General features: G+C 73.3%; 21 protein-coding genes. 11 read left to right on the top strand and 10 right to left on the bottom strand.

Translation table 11 applies throughout. The features are described 5' to 3' along the window. Positions 1 to 61 precede the first annotated feature (61 nt). From ACQKQD_RS17500 to ACQKQD_RS17510, 3 genes are all read right to left on the bottom strand, one after another. Positions 62 to 997: an ABC transporter permease gene (locus ACQKQD_RS17500; RefSeq protein ID WP_427508997.1), complete on the bottom strand. Its 936-nt coding sequence runs from the start codon at positions 995 to 997 to the stop codon at positions 62 to 64. Positions 998 to 1,007: 10 nt separating this feature from the next. Then, positions 1,008 to 1,925, bottom strand: a complete 918-nt coding sequence (locus ACQKQD_RS17505; RefSeq protein WP_042669601.1) for an ABC transporter permease — start codon at positions 1,923 to 1,925, stop codon at positions 1,008 to 1,010. Between the two features lie 119 nt (positions 1,926 to 2,044). Continuing rightward, entirely contained in the window at positions 2,045 to 3,577 is a 1,533-nt protein-coding gene (locus ACQKQD_RS17510; RefSeq protein ID WP_427508998.1) for an ABC transporter substrate-binding protein, read from the bottom strand. A gap of 170 nt (positions 3,578 to 3,747) precedes the next feature. Between ACQKQD_RS17510 and ACQKQD_RS17515 the strand changes: the two genes are divergently transcribed. After that, positions 3,748 to 4,650 (top strand): LysR family transcriptional regulator, encoded by a 903-nt coding sequence (locus tag ACQKQD_RS17515; protein WP_042669603.1) that lies wholly within the window; start codon positions 3,748 to 3,750, stop codon positions 4,648 to 4,650. Further along, positions 4,647 to 5,174, top strand: coding sequence for an ATPase AAA (locus tag ACQKQD_RS17520; RefSeq protein ID WP_042669604.1), 528 nt, complete (start codon positions 4,647 to 4,649; stop codon positions 5,172 to 5,174). The genes ACQKQD_RS17515 and ACQKQD_RS17520 overlap by 4 nt, the downstream gene beginning before the upstream one ends. A 10-nt stretch (positions 5,175 to 5,184) precedes the next feature. On the opposite strand, the gene ACQKQD_RS17525 is transcribed toward ACQKQD_RS17520, so the two are convergent. Continuing rightward, positions 5,185 to 5,964, bottom strand: coding sequence for a CDP-diacylglycerol diphosphatase (locus tag ACQKQD_RS17525; RefSeq protein WP_042669605.1), 780 nt, complete (start codon positions 5,962 to 5,964; stop codon positions 5,185 to 5,187). A 159-nt stretch (positions 5,965 to 6,123) separates the two neighbouring features. On the opposite strand from ACQKQD_RS17525, the gene ACQKQD_RS17530 reads away from it, so the two are divergent. Continuing rightward, positions 6,124 to 7,179 (top strand): DUF2891 domain-containing protein, encoded by a 1,056-nt coding sequence (locus tag ACQKQD_RS17530; RefSeq protein ID WP_042669609.1) that lies wholly within the window; start codon positions 6,124 to 6,126, stop codon positions 7,177 to 7,179. Positions 7,180 to 7,350: 171 nt separating this feature from the next. Here the strand turns inward: ACQKQD_RS17530 and ACQKQD_RS17535 are convergent, their stop codons facing one another. Then, positions 7,351 to 7,656, bottom strand: coding sequence for a hypothetical protein (locus ACQKQD_RS17535; RefSeq protein WP_042669606.1), 306 nt, complete (start codon positions 7,654 to 7,656; stop codon positions 7,351 to 7,353). Positions 7,657 to 7,756: 100 nt separating this feature from the next. Next, a complete protein-coding gene (locus ACQKQD_RS17540; RefSeq protein ID WP_427508999.1) occupies positions 7,757 to 10,615 on the bottom strand; it encodes a PAS domain-containing protein in 2,859 nt (952 codons plus the stop codon). Between the two features lie 321 nt (positions 10,616 to 10,936). Here ACQKQD_RS17540 and ACQKQD_RS17545 point away from each other — a divergent pair, with 321 nt between their 5' ends. Together ACQKQD_RS17545 and ACQKQD_RS17550 are read left to right on the top strand one after the other, a co-directional pair. Then, positions 10,937 to 14,242 carry a DEAD/DEAH box helicase gene (locus ACQKQD_RS17545; RefSeq protein WP_427509000.1) on the top strand — a complete coding sequence of 1,102 codons (3,306 nt, stop codon included), beginning with the start codon at positions 10,937 to 10,939 and terminating at the stop codon, positions 14,240 to 14,242. A 112-nt stretch (positions 14,243 to 14,354) separates the two neighbouring features. Then, the gene (locus tag ACQKQD_RS17550; RefSeq protein WP_020093960.1) at positions 14,355 to 14,789 is read left to right on the top strand and encodes a GlcG/HbpS family heme-binding protein; all 435 of its coding nucleotides are present in this window, start codon (positions 14,355 to 14,357) and stop codon (positions 14,787 to 14,789) included. Positions 14,790 to 14,843: 54 nt separating this feature from the next. Here ACQKQD_RS17550 and ACQKQD_RS17555 read toward each other — a convergent pair whose 3' ends face one another. Next, positions 14,844 to 15,434 carry a PAS domain-containing protein gene (locus ACQKQD_RS17555; RefSeq protein ID WP_091681025.1) on the bottom strand — a complete coding sequence of 197 codons (591 nt, stop codon included), beginning with the start codon at positions 15,432 to 15,434 and terminating at the stop codon, positions 14,844 to 14,846. Between the two features lie 461 nt (positions 15,435 to 15,895). Between ACQKQD_RS17555 and ACQKQD_RS17560 the strand changes: the two genes are divergently transcribed. The 3 genes from ACQKQD_RS17560 (at position 15,896) to ACQKQD_RS17570 (ending at position 18,102) form a co-directional block, all read left to right on the top strand. After that, entirely contained in the window at positions 15,896 to 17,182 is a 1,287-nt protein-coding gene (locus ACQKQD_RS17560) for a Zn-dependent hydrolase (protein ID WP_042670095.1), read from the top strand. Between the two features lie 42 nt (positions 17,183 to 17,224). Beyond that, on the top strand, positions 17,225 to 17,518 hold the full coding sequence (locus ACQKQD_RS17565) for a hypothetical protein (protein WP_020093957.1): 294 nt from the start codon (positions 17,225 to 17,227) through the stop codon (positions 17,516 to 17,518). Positions 17,519 to 17,646: 128 nt separating this feature from the next. Next, a complete protein-coding gene (locus tag ACQKQD_RS17570) occupies positions 17,647 to 18,102 on the top strand; it encodes an SRPBCC domain-containing protein (protein WP_042670097.1) in 456 nt (151 codons plus the stop codon). Between the two features lie 32 nt (positions 18,103 to 18,134). Here the strand turns inward: ACQKQD_RS17570 and ACQKQD_RS17575 are convergent, their stop codons facing one another. Then, a complete protein-coding gene (locus tag ACQKQD_RS17575; protein WP_020093955.1) occupies positions 18,135 to 18,386 on the bottom strand; it encodes a hypothetical protein in 252 nt (83 codons plus the stop codon). 152 nt (positions 18,387 to 18,538) lie between these two features. Here ACQKQD_RS17575 and ACQKQD_RS17580 point away from each other — a divergent pair, with 152 nt between their 5' ends. The 3 genes from ACQKQD_RS17580 to ACQKQD_RS17590 all read left to right on the top strand — a co-directional run bounded on the left by ACQKQD_RS17580 (position 18,539) and on the right by ACQKQD_RS17590 (position 20,531). Further along, positions 18,539 to 19,324: a spermidine synthase gene (locus tag ACQKQD_RS17580; RefSeq protein WP_427509001.1), complete on the top strand. Its 786-nt coding sequence runs from the start codon at positions 18,539 to 18,541 to the stop codon at positions 19,322 to 19,324. Positions 19,325 to 19,421: 97 nt separating this feature from the next. Next, positions 19,422 to 19,628 carry a hypothetical protein gene (locus ACQKQD_RS17585; protein WP_042670101.1) on the top strand — a complete coding sequence of 69 codons (207 nt, stop codon included), beginning with the start codon at positions 19,422 to 19,424 and terminating at the stop codon, positions 19,626 to 19,628. Positions 19,629 to 19,991: 363 nt separating this feature from the next. Further along, entirely contained in the window at positions 19,992 to 20,531 is a 540-nt protein-coding gene (locus tag ACQKQD_RS17590; protein ID WP_042670104.1) for a hypothetical protein, read from the top strand. A 15-nt stretch (positions 20,532 to 20,546) separates the two neighbouring features. Here ACQKQD_RS17590 and ACQKQD_RS17595 read toward each other — a convergent pair whose 3' ends face one another. Next, positions 20,547 to 20,909, bottom strand: a complete 363-nt coding sequence (locus ACQKQD_RS17595) for a hypothetical protein (protein WP_427509002.1) — start codon at positions 20,907 to 20,909, stop codon at positions 20,547 to 20,549. Positions 20,910 to 21,085: 176 nt separating this feature from the next. Further along, entirely contained in the window at positions 21,086 to 22,042 is a 957-nt protein-coding gene (locus tag ACQKQD_RS17600) for a LysR family transcriptional regulator (RefSeq protein WP_427509003.1), read from the bottom strand. Positions 22,043 to 22,093 lie beyond the last annotated feature (51 nt).

Below are 22,093 nucleotides of genomic sequence, written 5' to 3' on the forward strand. Positions count from 1 at the left end.
GACCTCCCGGCAGCGTGGCGCCGCCCTGGATTGCTTCGCTGCGCTCGCAAAGACGACGGCATCAATGGCGTGCCTCGGGGGCGGTGATGTCGCGCAGGCCATCACCTAAGAGATTGATCGCCAGCACGAGGAGGAGGAGCGCCACGCCCGGGATGGTGATCACCCAGGGCTGGAAGAACATGTACTGCTTGCCCTCGGCGATCATCAGGCCCCAGGAGGGCAGGGGCGGCTGGACGCCGAGCCCGAGGAACGACAGGGCGGCCTCCAGCAGGATCGCGTGGGCCATCTCCAGGGTCGCCACTACGATCAGCGCGTTCATGATGTTGGGCAGGATCTCCTGGCCGATGATCCGCAGGTCGGTCAGCCCGGCGGCGCGGGCGGCCGAGATGAAGTCCTGGTTGCGGATCTGCTGGGTCGCGGCCCGGGTCACCACGGCGAAGCGGTCCCAGAGCAGGAAGCCCAGCACCAGCACCACCACCTTCAGGGAGCCGCCGACCAGCGCCGCCATGGCGAGCGCCACCAGCACCACCGGCATGGCGAGCCGGGTGGTCACCACGTAGCTCACCACCGAGTCGACCCAGCCGCCGAAATAGCCGGCGCAGAGACCCAGCGTCGTGCCGATCAGCCCGGAGATCAGCGCCGCCGAGATCCCGATCAGCAGGGAGATCTGGCCGCCGTAGAGCAGGCGGCTGAGGTAGTCGCGGCCGAGCTTGTCGGTGCCGAGCACGTGCTCCCAGGTGCCCTTGGCCTGCCAGACCGGCGGGATCAGGCGGCGGGACACGTCCTGCGCGTAGGGGTCGTGCGGCGCGATGAGCGGGGCGGCGAGCGCCGCCAGCACGATCAGCCCGAGGATCCCGGCCCCGATCAGGAAGCCGGTGTGGCGCAGGCCCCGCCGCAGGATCAGGCGGGTGGGGGAGGGCACCGGCGCGAGCGCGACCGGCGCGTCCGGGGGCAGGGCCGGGGCGGCGAGCGCCGCCGTGTCGGGGGGGAGGCTCATCGGCGGATCCTCACGACTGGCGCAGGCGCGGGTCGAGGAAGGCGTTCAGGAGGTCGGCCGCCAGCGTCAGGCCGATGTAGATCATGGCCAGAACCAGCACGATCGCCTGGACGACGGGGAAGTCGTTGCGGGCGATGGATTCCCAGGCGAGCTGCCCGAGGCCCTGGAGCGAGAACACCGCCTCGATCACGATCGAGCCGCCGAGCATGAAGCCGAACTGCACCGCCGACAGGGCGATCACCGGGATCACGGCGTTGCGGAGCGCGTGCCGCACTAGGATCTTCCGGGGCGGCAGCCCCTTGGCGCGGGCGGTGCGGACGTAGTCGGAGGCCAGCACCTCCAGCATGCCGTTGCGGGTGAGCCGCATCACCGCCGGCATCGCGTAGTAGCCGAGCGCCACTGCGGGCAGGACGAAGTTCTTCCAGGTGGCGTTGCCCGAGACCGGCAGCCAGCGGAGGTTGACGGAGAAGATCAGGATCAGCGTCAGGCCGAACCAGAAGCTCGGCATCGCCTGGCCCAGCACCGAGACGGCGAGCGCCGTCCGGTCGATCCACGTGTCCCGCTTCACGGCGGCGACGACGCCGAGGGGAATGGCCACGAACAGCGCCACGGCCAGCGCGATGATGCCGAGATAGAGGGTGATCGGCAGGCGGGCGGCCAGCAGGTCGATCACGCTCTCACGGAAATAGAAGGAGTTGCCGAAGTCGAGGTGCAGCGCCCGCCAGCCCCAGGTGAGGAACTGGGTCAGCAGCGGCTGGTCCAGGCCGTAATCCTGGCGGATCTGGGCGATCTGCGGCCCGGTGGCCTCAGGGCCGGCGATGGCCGTGGCGAGGTCGCCCGAGAGATGGAGGAGCAGGAAGCTCGCCACCGAGACCGTGAAGGCCACCGCCAGGGCGACCAGCACGCGCCGGAACGTGAAGGCCAGCATGGCTCAGGCTCCTTTTCGGCGATGCGGACCGGATCGGCTGCCGCCTTCGGAACCCGGCCGGATCGCGGGTGCCCTCTCCCGCACGGGAGAGGGGGCGCGGCGCGCTACGGCCACCGCCGTCACTTCCACGACGCCGCGTAGAAGCGCGCCACCTCGTCGGGCTGGGCGGTGAAGTTGAGGTCCGACGTGAAGGCGTAGTTGGTCGAGTAGGAGAACATCGGCAGGGCGTAGGCCTCCGCGGCGATCCGCTGGAGCGCCTTGGCGTAGGCGGCCTTGCGCTTCTCGGGATCCATGGAGCTGTCGCCCTCCTGCAGGTCGGCGATCACCTGCGGATCCTTGGTCAGGTCCTCCTCGCCGCCGCGGAAATACACACCGTCGAAGGCCGAGACGTCGAGCACCGAGAACGACCCCCAGGTCTGGTAGCCGATCGAGGTCTTGCCGGCCCGCAGCGCGTCGCGGAACGCCGCGTAGCGCAGGTAGTTGAGCCGCGCCTTGATGCCGACGGCGCCGAGATAGCCGATCACCGCCTCGGCGTAGTCGCGCTCGCGATAGGCGCCGAGGTCGATCTCGAACCCGTTCGGGTAGCCGGCTTCCTTGAGCAGCGCCTTGGCCTTGGCGGGGTCGTAGGGGTAGCGCATCACCCCCTGGTCGGTGCAGCCGAACTGGTCGACGAAGCACAGCGCGTTCATCACCCGCGAGGCGCCGCGCACGAGGTTGTCGACCATCGCCTTGCGGTCGATGGCGTAGGAGATCGCCTGCCGGACGCGCACGTCCTTGAGCGGCGAGTTCTCCTTCGCCCGGCCCAGCGTGTCGAACTGCAGGAACCCGACCCGCATCGTCTCGGAATTGAGGACCGTGATGTTGGGCGCGGCGCGCAACTGCTCGGCTTGGTCGCTCGGCACCCGCCAGATCCAGTCGACGCCGCCGGTCATCAGCTCGGCCATCCGGCTCTCGCCGTCCGGGATGACGCGGAACTGCAGCTTGCCGATCTTCGGCTTACCCAGAGGGCTCTCGGCCCAGTACTTGTCGAACCGCTCCATGGAGACGCCGCGGCCGCTGTCGACCTTGGTGATCCGGTACGGGCCGCTGCCGACCGGCGCCTTGGCGAAACCGTCGAGGCCGACCTTCTTGAAGTAGTTGGCCGGGAAGATCGGGGTCGGGCCGGCGAGGTATTCCAGCGCCGCCGGGAACGGGGCCTTCAGGTGGATGCGCACGCTGTGCGGGCCGGTCACCTCCACCGACTTCATCCAGTCGACGTTCTGGCGGGTGACCGTGCGCGCTTCGGGGGTCAGCACGTAGTTGAACGTGAAGGCCACGTCCTCCGGCCCGAGCGGGTCGCCGTTGTGGAAGACCACGCCCTCGCGGATCGTGAGGTCGAGGGTTGTGTCGTCCGCCCATTTCCAGGCGGTCGCCAGGAACGGCTTGTAGGTGCCGTCCTTGGGATCCCGGTACAGCAGCGTGTCCCAGCAGTTCCGGGCCAGGATCACGCCCTCGCGGGCGCTGTTGTGGTACGGGCTGACGTTCTCGGGCTCGCTGTCCGACGCGTAGACCAATGTGTCGTTGGCCTTGCCGGCCAGCGCCGGGTGGGCAGCGATCAGGGTCGCGAACGAGGCGGCCAGGGTGGCGGCTCGGGTGAGGGTCCGTAGCGGCATGCAGGCTCCGACGGCGCGGCGGACAGGCCCGGCGGACGGTTCCGCGGCTGCCGCGTTTTTCACCCTGCCATGGTGTTGTGCATCTGGGATCGCAACAAGTAGAATTTAGCGAGTGCTGCGTTGCCGTATCGGCAATGTGCACGGCACCATACAGCGCATCGAGCACGATAATGCAGAGTACGGGCCTGCGCTACTTCCTGGCTGTGGCCCGCACCGGGTCGATCGCGGCCGCCTCGTCCCAGCTCAACGTCGCGGCCTCGGCGATCAGCCGGCAGATCGCCAATCTGGAGGCCGAGCTCGACTGCGTGCTGTTCGAGCGCCGCCCGCGCGGCATGGTGCCGAGCCCGGCCGGTGAGCTGCTGGCGCAGCACGCCCATCAGGTGCTGATCCGCTCCGAGCAGGTGGTCACCCAGATCCGGGAGCTGGAAGGGCTCGCCCGCGGGCTGATCCGGGTCGCCTGCTCGGAGGGCTTCTCCCTCGACATCGTGCCGAACGCCATCGCGGCCTTCCACGCGGCCCATCCCGGCATCCGCTTCGAGGTCACGGTCCAGCCCCCGGCCCAGGTCACCCAGACGGTGTCGGTGGGGGATGCCGATCTCGGGATCACCTTCGCGCTGACACCCACCGCGCAGGTCGAGGTGCTCTACGACGGGCAGGTCGACATGCTGGCGCTGGCCGCGCCCGACCATCCCCTCGCGCGGGCGCCGGCCCTGCGCCTCGTCGACCTGCTGGAGTATCCCGTCGCCCTGCCGACCCGGGACACGACCCTGCGGCAGGTCTTCGACGCCGCCTGCGCGCACGAGGGCATCGCGGTGGAGCCGGTGCTGACCTCCAACACGCTCTCGGCGCTGCTGCCCTTCGTGCGGCGCTCCCGCGGCATCGCCCTGATGTCGGCGCTGTCGGTGCAGACGCCCCTGCGGCTCAACGAGCTTGTCAGCCTGCCGATCCAGTCCCGGACGAGCCTCGCCCGGAGCGTGAAGATCCAGGCGATGCGCGACCGGCGGCTGCCGAAGGCGGTGCGGGCATTCCTGCGCCAGCTGCTCGACGCGCTGCCACCGCCGCGCTCGCCGTGACCCTCGACGCGCTCGGCCCGCGGCTCTGCATCCTGGGGCCGTCGAACAGCGGTAAGTCCACCCTGGCGGTCGCCATCGCGCGGGCGCGCGGCCTGCCGCCGGTCCACCTCGACCGGCTGTACCACCAGCCGGGCACCGACTGGGATCCGCGGCCCTTCGCGGAGTTCCAGGCCCTGCACGACGCGGCGATCCGCGAGCCGCGCTGGGTCATGGACGGCACCTATGCCCGGTGCCTGCCGCAGCGTCTGGAGCGGGCGACGGGCGTGATCCTTCTCGACGTCCCGACCGCCACCGGCCTGATCCGCTACCTGCGCCGGTCGTGGTTCGTGCGCGACCGGCTCGGCGCCCTCGACGGCGGCCGGGACAGCGTGAAATGGGCGATGATCTACCACATCGCCGTCACCGAGCGCGGGAACCGGGCGCGCGACGCGGCCCTGTTCGACCGCGTCGCCCTGCCCAAGATCCGGCTCGCCGCGGGGGCCGGCCTGGCCGGCTTCTACCGCGCGGAGGGACTGAGCCGGTGACCGGGCCCGCTCAAGCGCCGCCGCGGGACGCAGCGACGGTGCAGCTGTGGTCCATCACGTCCTCGGCGCTGGCGCTCGGCGCCCGGTAGGCCAGCAGGATGTAGCCCGGCTCGGGATCGCCCGGGGGCGTGGCGAGCGCCGCGAAGCTCGTCCGGTGCAGGTCCGGCCGGGCGCCCGGCAGGGTGTGCAGGGCCGCGAACGGGTTGAACTGCGCGGCCTCCGCCTCCGGCACGCGCAGGGCGTAGTACCGGTCGCCGGCCAGCGGCACCGGGAAGCGGCTCCAGGTGTGGCGCACCTGCCGGCCGTGCGCTCGGATCGCCTTGAGCACGCTCGGCTTCAGGCAGTCGAGGTGGATGTGGAGCTGGTCCTGGCTGCGGCCCCGGGCCGAGTTGACCGCGAGCCCGACCTCCGCGGGGGTGAGCCTCCCCTTCAGCACGTCCGACACGAGCGGCCGCGCCGCCAGGGCCGCCCGCCAGTAGGCGGCACCGCGCGGTCCCCGCAGGACCGGCGCCTCCAGGCCCGGCACGGTGTCGGTCGGCATGACGACGCTGTGGGTCGGCTCGCCGGGCGCGCGCAGGACCGCCGAGCCCGGACGGTCACCGTCCCCGAGATCGACCGACAGGCACGGGAAGGTCCGGTTGGCGAGCCGCTTGGCGAGCACGCAGGTCTTCAGGGCGGCCCACAGCACGTCGCGGCTCGGGTCCGGCGCGGCTTCGGCCGGTGCCGCTGCGGCCGACAGGGCCGCCACGAGGGCCACGACGAGGAGGGCTGCGGGCGGCGCGCGGCGCATGGGGGCTCTCACTGGGGCCGGCGCGTCCGGCCCGGCCTCACCGCGATAGCCGATCCGGGGCCGTGCCGGCAAAGGATCCGCGGGCCCTGACGCCGCACCGGGAAAACCGCTATGCCGGCGGTCGCCGAGTCCCCGCAGAACGCCCGCCGGAATGCCGCGATGACGCCCGCGCCCACGCTCACCCCCGACATCGCCGCGCGCTTCGCCGCCGTCGCCCTCGGCCATGTCGGCCGCGAATATCCGAACAAGCCGGGGCACGTTCTGGCCGGGCCGGCGGATGCCCGCACCCCCGCGGCCCTACACCCGGCCTTTCACGGCAGCTACGACTGGCATTCCTGCGTCCACGGTACGTGGCTGCTGGCGCGGGTGCTGCGGCTGTTCCCGGACGGCCCGCAGGCCCCGGCGATCCGCGCCCGGCTCGACGTGCAGCTGACTCCCGCGACGGTGGCGGGGGAATGCGCCTACTTCGCCGCCCCGACCGCCCGGGGCTTCGAGCGGCCCTACGGCTGGGGCTGGCTGCTGAAGCTCGCCGACGCGCTCGCCGCGCTCCCCGAGCGCCGCTGGTCCGAGGCCCTGGCGCCGCTGGCCGCGGTGATCGTCCGGCGCTTCGCGGAGTTCCTGCCGGTGGCGTCCTACCCGGTGCGGGTCGGGACCCATTTCAACACCGCCTTCGCGCTGCGCCTGGCGGCCGATTACGCGGAGGGCGCGGGGGATGCCGGGCTGACCACTCTGCTGCACGACACCGCCGTCGGCTGGTACGGGGAGGACGCGGATTGCCCGGCCTGGGGCGAGCCCGGCGGCGACGACTTCCTCTCCTCGGCGCTGATCGAGGCGGAGTGCATGCGCCGGCTGCTGCCGCCCGCCCGCTTCGCGCCCTGGTTCGACCGGTTCCTGCCCGGTCTCGCGGCGTCCCGGCCCGCGACCCTGTTCCGCCCCGCGGGCGTGACCGACCGCTCCGACGGGAAGATCGCCCATCTCGACGGGCTGAACCTCAGCCGCGCGTGGTGCTTCCGCGCGCTCGCCGCGTCCCTCGGCCCGGACGATCCCCGCCGGCCGCCGCTCCGGGCGGCCGCGGAAGCGCACCTCGCGGCCGGGCTCCCGCACGTCACCGGCGACTACATGGGCGAGCACTGGCTCGCGACCTTCGCGCTGCTGGCCCTTGAGGCCGGTGCCGAGACCGTTGCTCTGGGCGAGGCCCAGGACGGCGGGAAGTAAATCTGAGAGATTCTTGAGAGCTGTCCGTCGCGGGCCATGTCGACGACTGCGCGGCGACTGACCGACGACAACAAAAAAAGGACCGCCCTCAGGAGAACGGTCCGGAAGTCTAGGGAGGAAACGCCCACGAGGGGCTGCAAGACAGCGACGCCGTCGCTGTCTTGCCTGCCGTCAACCCGACAGGGACGGCCTTGTTCCTGGCTCCGGCCCGCCGCGCGGCAGGGCCAGCCCGCCCGGGGCCGCCGTGAGGCCGGCGGAGCGGCGCGGCTCGCCGGGGCCGAATTCGGCGCGGTAGGTCCGCTCCAGCGTCATGAGCCCCCGCAGGGGCCCCTCGGCCAGATCGAGGAGCCGCGCGTCGCGCCAGCGCAGGGTGCGGCCGAGGCGGCGCCGGAACCAGCGCCCGCGCTCCTCCTCGACGAGCAGGACCAGCTTGCCGGTCCAGGTCCGGCGGAACCAGAAACGTCCGGTCAGCGTCATGGCGGTCGAGGCCCCGGTGGTGGATGGGGATAGACTACATCCGGATCCCGTCCGCGGGAAGATTTCCGGATGATACGCCGATGAATTCTGGCGAAGACTGTTAATCGGAAGCGGGTTCCGGTCGTGCGCGGGCGTCCGGCTGCCCGCCCCGCCGCGCCGCCTCGGAGAGGACCTGGGCGAGCTGCTCGGCCGAGTAGGGCTTGCGCAGGAGGGCGAAACCGTGGGCGTCGTCCTCGGCCAGGACGTGGCTGTAGCCCGAGGTCAGCACCACCGGCAGGTCGGGGCGGCGGGTCCGGAGATGCCGGGCGAGGGCGAAGCCGCCCATCCCCGGCATGACCACGTCGGAGAAGACCGCGTCGAACCGGTCCGGCGCCCGGTCGAGTTCGGCCAGCGCCTCCTCGGCGGATTTCGCCCAGACCGGCGCGTGGCCCAGATCTTCCAGGATCTGGGTGCAGAAGCGCCCGACCCCGAGATTGTCCTCCACGACGAGGATGCACAGGCCCCGCCGCGGCTCCGCCTCCGGGCGGGCCTCGCGGTCGGCCTCGGACGCCGCGGCGGGCGCGGCGACCTGCGGCAGGTAGAGCGAGAAGGTCGTGCCGTGGCCGAGCGCGCTCGCCACGTCGATGTCGCCGCCCGACTGCTTGGCGAAGCCGATGACCTGGCTGAGGCCGAGGCCGGTGCCCTTGCCGACCTCCTTTGTTGTGAAGAACGGCTCGAAGATCCGTCCCAGATCCGCGTCCGGGATGCCGGCGCCGGTATCGGAGACCCGCACGGCCACGAACGGTCCCTTCGCGCCGGCATGCCCGCGGATCGGCGGCATCGGGCTATCGCCCTCCAGCCGCAGGGTCAGGTTGCCTTCCCCGTCCATGGCGTCGCGGGCGTTGACCGCCATGTTGATCAGCGCGGTCTCGAACTGGCTCTGGTCGGCGCGCACGTAGCGGGGCGTCGCCGGCAGGTCGATGGCCACGCGGATGCGCGCGCCGGTGACCGAATCGAGCATGTCGGCGATGCTGCGCAGGCGCGCGCCGATGTCGAACACCTGGGGTTTCAGCGCCTGGCGCCGGGCGAAGGCGAGGAGCTGGCCGGTGAGCCTGGCCGCCCGGTCGACGGTGTCGGAGACGGCGTCGAGGTAGCGGCGCCGGCGCGTCTCGGCCAGGTCCGGCCGGCGCAGGAACTCCACGGACGACCGGATGATGGTCAGGAGGTTGTTGAAGTCGTGCGCCACCCCGCCGGTGAGCTGGCCGATGGCCTCGAGCTTCTGCGACTGGCGCAGCGCCTCCTCGGCCTGGCGCTGCTCGGTGATGTCGCGCCCGAAGCCGTAGAACAGCCCGTCCTCCGGAACGACGGTCCAGAGCACCCGCCGCCGGTCGCCGGCGCGGGTCAGGCAGGCCAGTTCGACATCCTCGACCCGGCTGTCCGCGCAGAGCGGGCGCAGCGCCGCCTCGGCCGCCGCGCGCTCGGTGGGGGCGAGGAAGTCCAGGGCCGGCCGGCCGACCGTCTCGGCCTCCGACCAGCCCAGCGCTCGGCTCCACGAGGGGTTCACCGACTGGACCCGCCCGGTCCGGTCCGAGACGAGCTTCAGCACCGGCGACAGCGTCCAGACCCGGTCGCGGTCGCGGGTCTGGGCGGCGACCTGCGCCTCCAAGTGCTCCGCCCGGGACTGGAGCAGGACCTCGTTCCGCTTCCGCTCGGAGACGTCGTGGGCGAAGACGTAGAACCCGTCGACGCGTCCGTCCGGGCCGCGGCGCGGGAGGTAGCGGGTGTCGGCGATCCGGGCCTGGCCGTTCGGGAAGGTCCAGGCCCATTCCTCGCGGACCTCCTGACCGGCGAGCGCCCGCTCGATGCCGGCGCGCCGGGCCTCGAACGCGCCGGGGCCGAGGAGGTCGCCGACGGTCCGCCCGACGACGGCGTCGGGCGCCTGGCCGGTCCAGGTCTCGTAGGCGGCGTTCGCGAACCGGTAGGTCAGGTCGCGGTCGATGAAGGCGATCAGGACCGGCATCGCGTCCGCGACCAGCCGGAGTTCCGCCTCCCGGGCCCGGAGCGCGTTCTCGCTCCGGCGGCGCTCGGTGATGTCGTTGAACAGGATCGCGACGCGGTTCCGCGCTGGCCCGTCCACCCGGTAGGCGTGCACGTCGTACCAGCGGCCCAGCGCCGCGGCGGCCTGCTCGAATCGGACCGGCTCGCCGGTCAGGGCGACCCGGCCGTAGAGGTCGAACCAGTGCTGCTCGAGGTCGGGGGCGAGGTCCCGCATCCGGCGGCCCACCGGGGCCCGCAGGCCGGTCTGCCGCTCGAAGGCGGGGTTGACCTCCAGGAAGCGGTAGTCGACGGGCCGGTCGCCGTCGGCGAACTCCACCTCGATCAGGCAGAAGCCGGCATCGATGAAGGTGAACAGCGAGCGGTAGCGCTCCTCGTTCCGGCGCAGGGCCGCCTCGGCGTTCCGGGATTCCAGCTGCGTCATCACCGTCCGGGCGAGCGCCTTCAGGATGAAGAGCTGCTGGTCGGTCAGCGTGCGCGGGACGCGGTCGAGGACGCAGAGCGTCCCGATGGCCCAGCCGTCCGGCGTCACCAGGGGCACGCCGGCGTAGAAGCGCAGGTGCGGGTCGCCGGTCACGAGGGGGTTGGCGGCGCTCTCCGGCTCCGCGGTCAGGTCGGGCAGCACGAGGGCGCCGTCCGCGCGCATGGCCTCGGTGCAGAAGCCGAACGCGAGCGGCATCGCCCGCGCGGCGTGGCCGAACGCGGCCTTGATCCACTGCCGGTCGGCGTCGACGAAGTTGATGTGGGCCATCGGCGTGCCGCAGGCCTGGGCGGCCATCTCGGCGATCTCGTCGAACGCGCGCTCGGGCGGCGTGTCGAGGATCGCGTAGGCGCGCAGGGCGGCGAGCCGCTGGGGATGCTGGGGCTCGAAACCCGACGGTCGGGATACTGTCTCGTTCGGCGACACGGAGCCGTCATAGCTCAAGCTTTCGCTTCTCCCTAGTGAAACTCTGCATCGCGCGTCCGGCGGCGGGACCAGGGCAAGCATTCCGCGATCGTTCAATACTAGACATTCCCGCCGGATCATCGGTGGGGGTGCGATTTCACGCGCGCCGTTCAAGTCTTGCTGGTCCGGCCGGCCGGGCTTCGGGCGCCCGCCGGGATCTCTTCCTGCCTCGCCCGTCGCGGGCCGCGCGAAGAGCTCGGGCGGGCCCCGCGCGGCGGCTGTGGATCGGATCGCCGCGGCCGGGAGCCCGCGGGGCCGGTGCGGCGTTGCCGGCTCACGAGGGATGGGTTCGGATCAGGCATGGCCAAGCGCAGGACGAAGGCGGGCGCCCGACAGGGGCTGGAGGACGCACCGCTGATGCCCACCGGCGCCCTGGCGGTGGCGCTCCTGGCCTTCGCCGAGGGGCCCGGGCCGGTGGTGCACGTCGCCCGGGACGCCCGCCGCCTCGAGGACCTCGCCGCGACCCTGCGGGCGCTCGATCCCGACGCCCGGGTCGCGGTCTATCCCGAGTGGGACTGCCTGCCCTTCGATCACGCCTCGCCGTCGCGGGCCACGATGGGCGCCCGGGCCGCCGTGATGCGCTGGCTGACCGACAGGGACGCGCTGCCGGACTTCGTGCTGACGACCGCCCCCGCCCTCGTGCAGCGCGTGCCGCCGCCGGAAACCTGGGCGTCGGCCCGCGTGACGCTCCGGGTCGGCGATCCCCTCGACGTCGCGGCCGCGACCGCCGACCTCAAGCGCCTCGGCTACATCCTCGACGAGCGGGTCGACGAGCCCGGCGAGATCGCCGTCCGCGGGCGCACCGTGGAGGTGTTCCCCGCCGCCGCGCCGCGGCCCTGCCGGATCGAGCACGCGGCGGGCCGCGTCACGGCGATCCGCTCCTACGACCCGATCTCGCAGCGCTCGGTGGCGGAGGCCGACGAACTCGTCATCGACCCGGCCACCGAGATCGTCCTGGAGCCCGGCTCCGGCCAGAGCTTCGAGCCGTTCACCGGCCAGGAGCATCGCCTGGACCGCTACTACCCGCGCCTCGTCACGCTCCTCGACTACGTGCCCGAGGCACGCCTCGCGGTCGAGGACGGCACGCAGGCCCGGATCGACGCCTTCTTCGAGCAGATGGACGAGGCCCGGGGCCGGCTGAAGACCCGCGACGCGCCGGCGGGGCCCGGCACCGGCCTCTACCTGACGCCGGAGGCGTGGCGCGCCGTCGTGGCGGATCGCGGCCGGCTCGCCGCCACCGAGGCGGCCGGCGAACCCCGCGCCATGCCGCGCTTCGCCGGGGAGCGCCGGCCCGGCACGGCCTTCGCCAAGGTCCTGCGCGCCCGTCTGAAGGCCGGTGACGTCGTCGTGCTCGCCGGCTCGGTCCGGCCGCTCCGACGCCTCGTGCGCCAAGCGGGCAAGATCGCCGAGCGCCCGATCCGCCTGATCGACGCCTGGGCCGACGTCGCCGAGGCGGCGCCCGGCGACGTCCTCGCCCTGGAGGCCCCGCTGGCGGCCGGCTTCCGGGTGCCCGAGCAGGGCGCCACCGTGATCGCGGCGGCCGACCTGTTCGGCCCGGAGGCCGCCGTGACCGGGGCCGCCCGTGCGATCCTGCCGATGGGCGAGGTCGACCTGCGCCCCGGCGACGTGGCGGTCGACCGGGACCACGGCCTGTGCGTGTTCGAGGGGCTTGAGCCGGTCTCCGCGCCGGGTGCCGCGCAGGACGGGGAGCCCTCCGAGGCCCTGCGCCTGCGCTTCGCCGGCGACGCGATCCTGATGGTGCCGGTCACCCAGGCCGACCGGATCTGGCGCTACGGGTCGGAGCCCGACGCCGTCACCCTGGACAAGCTCGACGGCGGCACGTGGCCGCGGCGCCGCCTGGAGGCCGAGGCCACCATGGCGCGGACGGCCCGCCTGATGCTGGAGGCCGCCCGGGCCCGCCGGGAGACCGAGGCGCCGGTCCTGGCGCCGCCGGCCCGCGAGATGGAGCGGTTCGCCGCCGGCTTCGGCTTCGCGCCGACCCCCGATCAGGCGGCGGCGGTCGACGCGCTGATGGCCGACCTCGCCTCCGGCCGGCCGATGGACCGCTTGGTCTGCGGCGATGTCGGCTTCGGCAAGACCGAGGTGGCGCTCCGGGCCCTCGCGGCCGCGATCTTCTCCGGCCGGCAGGCGGCGCTGATCGCCCCCACCACCGTGCTGGCGCGCCAGCACGCCGAGACGCTGCGCCGCCGCTTCGGCCGGTTCGGCGTCGAGGTGGCGCAGCTCTCGCGCCTCGTGGCGCCGGCCGAGGCCAAGCGCGTCAGGGCGGGGCTCGCGGACGGCTCGATCCGGCTGGTGGTCGGCACCCACGCGCTCGCCGGCAGCGGGGTGGCGTTCGCGGATCTCGGCCTGACCGTGATCGACGAGGAGCAGCGCTTCGGCGCGAAGATGAAGGCCGACCTGCGCCGCCTCGCGGATGGCGGCCACGTGCTGACGCTCACCGCGACGCCGATCCCCCGCACCCTCCAGGCGGCCCTCGTCGGCCTCCAGAGTCTCAGCGTGCTCGCCACGCCGCCGGCTCTGCGCCAGCCGGTCCGGACCGTGGTGGCGCCCTTCGACGCCGAGGCGGTCCGCGAGGCCCTCGTCCGCGAGCACCGCCGGGGCGGCCAGAGCTTCGTGGTCTGCCCGCGGATCGAGGACATCGGCCCCATGGCCGAGCGCCTGCGCGCCCTCGTGCCGGGCCTCGACATCCTGGTGGCGCACGGGGACCTCAAGCCCTCCGCCATGGACGAGGTCATGGTCCGGTTCGCGGAGGGCGACGGCGACGTCCTGCTCGCCACCGCCATCGTTGAGAGCGGCCTCGACGTGCCGCGGGCCAACACCATGCTGGTCTGGGAGGCCGCCCGGTTCGGGCTGGCACAGCTCCACCAGCTCCGGGGCCGCGTCGGCCGCGGCCAGCGCCGCGGCACCGTCCACCTGCTCAGCGACCCGGCCGCGCCCCCGCCAGCGGCGGCGCTGCAGCGCCTGCGCGCCCTGGAGGCCCTCGACCGCCTCGGCGCCGGCTTCGCGGTCAGCGCCCGGGACCTCGACCTGCGCGGCGCCGGCGACCTCGTCGGCGAGGATCAGGCGGGGCACGCCAAGCTCGTCGGGCTCGGCCTCTACCAGCACCTGCTGCAGCTGGCGCTCACCGCCGCCAAGGGCGAGCGCGCCGAGGACTGGAGCCCCGAGATCGAGCTCGGCCTGCCGAGCCGGATCCCCGAAGACTACGTCCCCGAGCCGGAGATCCGCCTCAGCCTCTACACGCGCCTGCTGCGCCTCCGCGAGCCCGAGGCGATCGAGGCGCTCGCCGGCGAGGTCGAGGACCGGTTCGGCGCGGCCCCCGCGCCGGTGCTCGCCCTGTTCGACCTCGCGCGGCTGCGCGCGTCCTGCTGCGCGCTGGGCGTCGCCCGGCTCCGGGGCGGGCCGCAGGGCGTCGCGGCCGACCTGAGGCCCGACCGGCCGCTGACCGCGATGGCCGCCGAGGCGGGGATCGTGCTCCGCGACGGGCGGGTGGTGTGGAAGCGGCCCTGCCCGGATTCCGCCGCCTGCGCGGCGCTCGCGACCGACCTCTTGGAGCGGATCCGCGCCGCCCGGGAACGTGAGGCCTGAGCAAAGGCCCGAGCGCGCCAGTCGAGCATGATGCCGATCTGCGGTTGATCTTGCATCGACCGCTTCAAACCGTCACAGGCTGTCGCGCCAACAACGCGAAGGGGAGTGACCCATGCACGTGACGATCGAGCAGGCCGAGAAGGCGATCGCGGCCGCCCGCGCCAAGGCCGTGGAGCTCGGCACCCAGATGTGCATCGCGGTGGTCGATTCCGGCGGGAATCTCAAGGCGTTCCACCGCATGGACGATGCCTGGGTCGGGTCGATCGACATCGCCCAAAAGAAGGCCAAGACCTCGGTGTTCTTCGGCATGATGACCGGCCAGATCGGCCAGCTGTCGCAGCCGGGCGGGCCGCTCTACGGGATCGAGCACTCCAACGACGGGCTGATCACCTTCCCGGGCGGGATCCCGATCGTCGACGCCGACGGCGTCATGTCGGGCGCCATCGGGGTCAGCGGCTCGACGGTCGAGAACGACCACACCGTCGCGGAGGCCGGCGCCAAGGCCATCGGCCGGACCGAGCTGCCGGCCCATCCCTGGCGGACCTGAGCCGCCGGGGCTATTCCCGAGAGCTCTTCCCAGGGCCTCTTCCCGGGGCGCGCGTCAGGGGTCGCGCCGCGCCAGCGCGCGGCCGATCCCGTGGAGCAGCATCCCCGAGACCGAGCGGAGATAGGGGTCGCCGTGGCGCTCCAGCGCCGCGTGGATCTGGATGCCGTGGTCGGCCGCGGTGTTCAGGTCCGCCCCGTCGGTGGTGCCGTGCGTGACGCCGTTCATAGGGCTGTTCACGGCTCCGTTCATGGCCCCGGACTGGATCCCGTGCCGGTGGAGGTCCGTGACGTCGATGTAGGCGCCGCGCCCGCGCAGCAGGCCGTCCGAATCGGGCGTCAGGCAGCCGCGGTTGAGGATCCAGCGGATCTCGCCCGCCCCGGTCACGACGCGGAACTCGAGGGAGACCGGGCCGCCGGTCTGGCGGACGTGGCGGATCCGGCCGAACACCCAGTCCCGGTCGGCCGGGTGGATCCGGCCGAGGGCCGTGTCCAGCGGCAGCGGCGTCCCGGCGAGCCCCGGATCCCCCGCCATCAGCGAGGCCGCGCCCGAATCCAGCATCGACCGGCCGGCCCGGACGTCCGTGTCCCAGATCCCGATGAATCCGGCGGCCTGCAGGGCCGAGGCTGTCGTGGAAGCCAGCACCATGGAATCCCCTCCGAACTGGCTACAATCGACGATTGTACGATGGCGGACAGACTGATCCGCAACACATGCTGTCCGCGAGCCCGAAGTCCAGTATCGGCTGCGCGAACGGCTTTTGACACGGCGTCGCGGCCCCCCGCCACCGGGTTGCATTGCGGATGATCAAGACTTCGGTTCCGGACAATCCCGTTCTCGACAATGCAGGGCCGCTCCGGTGCGGCGCAAAGACCGGATTCACAGCGCCGCCGCGCGGACAGTTCGATCACAAATGATCGGTAGACGCCGCGATCCGGCGGAAATCCGCACTTCGGCCCGTGGATCGCTCCACCGTCGGGCGCCATCGGGCGCCGCCGGCCCGCGAAGCCCGTGGCTCGCGCCGGGCCCGCCCTGGTGCGGGTTGCCGCTGCGCCGTAACCTGCACCTTCCGGTAGGCATCCCGCCGGGAGGCCAGCAGCAGAGACGCCATGGACCGCACGGTGAACCGCACCAACCTCCCGCTCTCGCGGGAGCGGCTCTGGGACAGCCTGATGGAGCTCGCCCGGATCGGCGCGCTGCCCAACGGCGGCAACGACCGGCAGGCCCTGACCGACCGCGACGCCGAGGGGCGCGCCCTGTTCCAGCGCTGGGGCGAGGCGGCGGGGCTGACGCTCACCGTGGACCGGGTCGGCACCATGGTCTTCCACCGGCCCGGGCGCGATCCGGGCCGGAAGCCGGTCGCCGTCGGCAGCCACCTCGACACCCAGCCCACCGGGGGCAAGTTCGACGGGCCGCTGGGCGTCCTCGCCGGGCTGGAGATCATGCGCGCCCTGCAGGAGGCCGGGATCGAGACCGAGGCCCCGCTCCTGCTGATCAACTGGTGCAACGAGGAGGGCGCGCGCTTCGCGCCACCGATGAGCGGCAGCGGCGTCGCCATGGGCATCGTCCCGGAGGCCGACATCCTGGCGACCCGGGACCTCGCGGGCCACGCCTTCGGCGACGAGCTGCGGCGCATCGGCTGGCAGGGGACGGCGGACCCGGCCGCCCTGCGGGAGATCGGCGCCTATTTCGAGCTTCACATCGAGCAGGGCAAGCGTCTGGAGGAGGCCGGGCTCACCGTCGGGGTGGTCGACCGGGCCCTCGCCCAGATCTGGTACGAGATCACCGTGCTGGGCGAGGAGGCCCATGCCGGCAGCCCCATGGCGGGCCGGCGCGACGCGATGATGGCCGCGGCGGCGCTGATCGCGTCGCTCGAGGGCATCGCGGAGGCGGCGGTCGGCGCCGGCGGCGAGCGCGGCCGCGCCACCGTCGGCGTGCTGCGGGCGGAGCCGGCGAGCCGCAACATCACGCCCGGCCGGGTCTGGTTCAGCCTCGACACCCGCCACGGCGACACCGCGCAGCTGGAGGCGATGGGGGCGCGGATCCGGGCCCGGGCCGACGCCCTGGCGGCGGAGCGCGGCGTCACCGTCCAGGTCGCGGAGTTCTGGCGCGCCCCCCCGACCCCGTTCGACCCGGTCCTGGTGGACCGCGTCCAGGCGGCGGCCGAGGCGCGGGGCCATGCCTGGACGCGGATGCCGACCGCGATCTACCACGACGCCGTCTACTGCGCCCGCGCGGTGCCGGCGGCCCTGGTGTTCTGCCCCTGCCACGGCGGGATCAGCCACAACGAGGCCGAGAGCATCACGCCGGCCTGGGCCGGGGCCGGCCTGGAGGTTCTGGCCGACGCCGTGCTGGCGACGGCGGGCCTCGCCGGCCCCCGGACCGGGCCGGAATGAGCCGCGCCGCCGGCCGCGCACGAACGGAGACCGGGTTCCCGCATGTCCGACGACAACGTCATCCGCCCCGCCTTCGGCGTCCCCCGCAACCCGGCGCCGGAGCCCGATCCGGCCCAGGCGCCCCTGCGCGTCTTCGGCACGGGGGCCGGCCACCGGGTCGGCCTGATCCATGACCCGTCGGCGGTCGAGGGCGACGTCATCCGCATCGTGGTCGGGCCCGAGGACGAGCCGGGGGTCGAGACCGTGGCGCTGCTCCCCGCCGACGCGGAGGCCGAGGCCGAGCGGATCGGCTTCGCCATCCTGCGGGCGCTGGAGGTGGTCGAGGGCGCGGTCTGAGCCGCGCGCTGGATTCGCCGGCTGAACCGCGGTCTGCGCTGCGGTCTGGACCGCGGAGCGGGCGGTGCGCGTTCTCGGAAAGCGGGAGCGGCCGGCGCGAACGGTCGCCGGATCGCCGGGAGGGACGGATGACGGGCGCTCGGATCAGCAGCACGGAGATCGCGATCCCCGCGCGGGCCGGACTGGTCTGGTCCGTGCTGACGGACCTCGATTCCTACCCGGCCTGGAACCCGTACATCCGCAAGGCCGAGGGCCGCCTGCGCGAGGGCGCGCGCTGGCGCCTGGAGCGGACCCTGAACGGCCGCGCCTACCGGGCGCGCCAGGTGACGGTGACCTGCTGGGAGCCCGGCCGGCGGCTCACGTGGCGCGGCGGCATCCCGACGCCGCCCCTGCTCATCGGTGAGCACGAGATCCGGATCACCGAGACCGCCGACGGCGTCCGCCTCGTCCAGGCCGAGACCGTCGCGGGCCTGCTCGCCCCCGGTCTGTTCCCGTGGCTGCGGACGCGCATGCAGGCCCGGTTCGCCGCGATGAACGAGGCCCTGCGCGAGGAGGTCGCGCGCCGGCTGGCCGAGAGCGCCTGAGGGCCGGTCTCGGCCGCTCCGGGCCGACGCGGTCAGGCGACCGGCTTCGGCTTGACGATCGGCGAGCGGGTCAGGCTCTCAATCGCGCGCCCCGGCCGCCCGGCCTTGCGGGCGATCTCCTCCTCCTGCTCGGCGATGAGCTGCCGGGCGGGCTCGTCGCCGTCGAGGCCGCCGAGGATCTCGGCCGGCACGCGCCGGTTCGAGGCCCGGGACCCGTCCGCGAAGACGATATCGAACAGAACGGAGCCCCGCTCCTGCGGTCTCGACTTGATGCGCTTGGCCATAGGTGCTGATACGCCGCCGGAATCGGTCGCGGCAAGGCGCGGTGCCGGGCGGGGGTGCGCGGCGCGCACGGCCGGGCCCGCGCGCCGCCCCGCTCCCGCCGCGATCCCTCCGCCGCCCGCATGACAGGGCGCCGGCAAACGAGGACGCGCGCGTGATACCCTGGGTTCATCTCGATACCGGATCCGTGCCCGGCGGCGGCACCGACCTGCGCCTGATGCGGCGCGGCGACGAGTTCGCCATCATGGCCGACACGATCGAGCTGATGAACAACCGGCGCAGCGGCTCGGAGGTGGCGCTCGCGGCGATGACCTGCGCGCGGCTCCAGGACCGGCCCCGCGCCCGGGTCCTGATCGGTGGCCTCGGCATGGGCTTCACCCTGCGGGCGGCGCTCGAGGGCCTCGGGCCGCAGGCGCAGGTGGTGGTCGCCGAGCTGGTGCCCGCCGTGGTCGCCTGGGCCCGGGGGCCGCTCGCCCACGTCTTCGCCGGCTGCCTGGACGATCCGCGGGTCGACCTGCAGGAGGCCGACGTCAACCGCCTGATCCAGGCCGGACCGGAGCGCTACGACGCGATCCTGCTCGACGTCGACAACGGCCCGGAGGGGCTGATGCGCAAGGAGAACGACCGGCTCTACGACAATTGGGGGCTGAAGCGCGCCCGCTGGGCCCTGCGGCCGGGCGGCATCCTGGGCGTCTGGTCGGGCGCCCCGGACCGGAAGTTCAAGAGCCGCCTGCAGCGCTCCGGCTTCGCGGTCGACGAGCAGCGCGTCCACGCGAGCGGCCGGGGCAGCGGCCCGAAGCACGTGGTCTGGCTCGGGACCCGGACCGAGGGCCGGGTCGAGGGCCCGGGTCAGAGCGACGGGAGGCCGAGCGACGACCGGGCGGCGGGCGGCCCGAGACCGCGCGGACCGGCCCAGGGCCGACGCCGGCCGGGACGCTAGGCGGCTTCAGCGCGGGCTGCGGCGGTCCGGAGGACGGGGCTGCCGCGCACGGTCGCACCCCCTGTCCCGGCGCCGGACGCCTCCGCACATTCCCGGCATGGGTGCGACGGGCGGGCATCTCTACACGGTCGAGGTCAGGCCGAGCCGGCATGATCCCGGTCACTTCACCTGGGCGATCCGCGACCGCGGCAAGCTGGTCCGGGGGTCGTACCGCCCGCACACCTCCGAGCACGCGGCGCGCGCCGTCGCGGAAGCCGAGGTCGAGCGCCTGATCGGCCAGGACGGCCGGTCCGGCGGCGCCTAGACCCGCCGCGTGGGGCGATTTCAGGTCCGCCCGAAGGGCATCGCGTCTCGTGATCCCGGCCCGCTCGTGGGCCGGCGCGGCGCCATGCGTAGTTCGCATGGGTGTGCGGTCGGACCCGGGTACATATGCATGCCTCCGCGGCGCCCGATCCATTGCATGCCGCAATGCGGTATCCTATCTTTGCACTGCGGGATGGCGATGGCGTCGCGATCCCGCTGCCCTTCTTGGGCGTTTCCTCCCTAGACTTCGGGCCGCTCCTTCGGGAGTGGCCTTTTTTCTTTCCGCCGGCCGACACGCCGCGCGGACCGCGCCCCGACGTCTCGACCGCGCGGAACCCGGAGCTTGGCGGTACGTTTTTCCGCCATGGAACACTATCGCTCCACACTTGGGACGACTGCCGTTGCCGTATTCGGGCTGGTGGCGGCCGCGCATATTCTGCATCCGGGCAATTACGAGGTGCAGACGCGTCCCGCGCGTCCTGCCGTGACGGACGCCGCGCCGGTCTCGAAGCCGGCCGCTGCACCGGTCACGCGGAGCGCCTGGGTCGACCCGCCGGCCAAGCTCGCCGCGCCGGAGACCACGGGTGCCCTGGCAGCCGCCCCGGCGCCGCGGGTCGCGGCGACGGTCCCGGACACCGCGATGCCGGCTGCCCCGCTCCCCGCCGAGATGGCGCGCCCGGCCGGGCCGCCGCGCAGGACCGCGGCGCACCGCGCGAAGGGGACGGAGCGCGGCGTCCACCGGGCGGCCCGCCTCCGCCACGCCGCCCTCGTCCGCACCGCCGAATCCGACCGGCCGACCGTCACCGCCGCGGCGCCGCAGCCCGCGCCGGCAGCTGCCCCGTCGCAGAAGATCGATCCCATCGGCGACATCATCCGCGGTCTCGGATTCGGCCGCGACGGCTGAAGGGCTCCCGGAGCCCTACTCGACGTGGAGGGTGAGCTTCATCTTCGGATGAATGCCGCACTGGATGACGAAATCGCCCGGCTCGGCCAGGGTCAACCGCGTCTCGGTGCCGGGCTCTTGAGTGCCGGCGTCGAACGAGAACCGGTCCGCCTCGATGAAGGCGTAGTGAGTCAGGCGCGCGTCGCCGTTGCGCAGGGCGATGGTGTCGCCGCGGCGCAGGTACAGGTCGGTCGGCATGTACCGGCCCGCCTTCTGCAGCACGATCCGGGTCGTGGCCGGCAGCGAGGCCCGGGCCGTCCCGAGACCGATGGTTGTCCCGATCAGCGCCAGGATCCCGGCGAACACGAGGGCGCGCAGGCACCGGCTGCGGAGGGACATGACCGAGATCCAGACGTGACGCGCTGCGGGCCGGACCCTCGGGGCCCTGGCCGTGCGGCCGAGCTTGCCGCCGCGTCGCAGCATGCGCGCAGCCTCTCAACCGGGGGCTACGATATTCGGTAAAAATTTATCGAGTTGGGCCGCTGTAGAGCGCATATACAGATAAAAAAATCTATTTATCTGTATTCGCCGTCTGATCCCGCGCTGTCGCGGGGGCATCCACGCGAGGCCAGGACGGTCCGGACATGCTCGCGGAAGACCTGGACGCGGGCCGGCAGCTCGCGCCCGGCCAGGGTGACGGCGCGCAAGGTGCTGCTGCGGGTCGCCCAGGGCCCGAGCACGCGCACGATCTGCCCGGCCTCCACGGCCCGGGCGGCCACGAGGCTCGGGAGATGGCCGATCCCGGCGCCCGCGAGGGTGAGGCGGAGCGCGGTCGCGAAGTCGCTGACCCGGATCGCCGGGCTCAGCGTGAGCGGCTCCGTGCGGCCCTGCCCGTCGGAGAGGGTGAGCCCGGCCGTGCCGATCCGTTCCCGGGCGAGGATCAGGTCGTGGTCGCGCAGGCCCGCGAGGTACGTCGGGGCCGGGCGGCGCTCCAGGTAGGCGGGGGCGGCGTAGAGGGCGAGCGCCAGGGTCGCGAGGACCATCGCGCGGTAGCCGGTCTCCTCCGCGCCGCCCAACCGCAGGGCGAGGTCGATCCGGTTGGCCGCGAGGTCGAGGCGCGCGTCGGTGTTGAGCATCTCCACGGTGATCTGCGGGTAGGCGGCCCGGAAGCTCGCGACGATCTCGGGCATCACCTCGATCCCGAAATCGATCGAGGTCGTGATCCGCAGGTGCCCGGCCGGCACCGTGCGGGCGTCGCGGGCGGTCTCGGTCGCCTCGTCGAGGAGCGTCAGGCTCTCCTGGGCCTTAGCGTAGAAGGCGAGGCCCTCGGCGGTCGGCGAGACCGCCCGGGAGGTCCGGGCCATCAGCCGGACGCCCAGAGCCCGCTCCAAGCGGGAGATCCGACGGCTGACGCTGCCCTTGGTCTCCTGCAGCGTCGTGGCCGCGGCCGTCACCGTGCCGAGATCCACGACGGCGCAGAAGGCCCGCACGTCGTCGAGCCCGCCCCGGAAGGTTTCCGTTCTCGCAACCATGCGGTGCCGGATAGCAGGCTCAACCAGTGCCGTGAACGGGTCTACACGGCG

Source organism: Methylobacterium sp. NPDC080182 (assembly GCF_050281105.1).
Classification (GTDB): Bacteria; Pseudomonadota; Alphaproteobacteria; order Rhizobiales; family Beijerinckiaceae; genus Methylobacterium.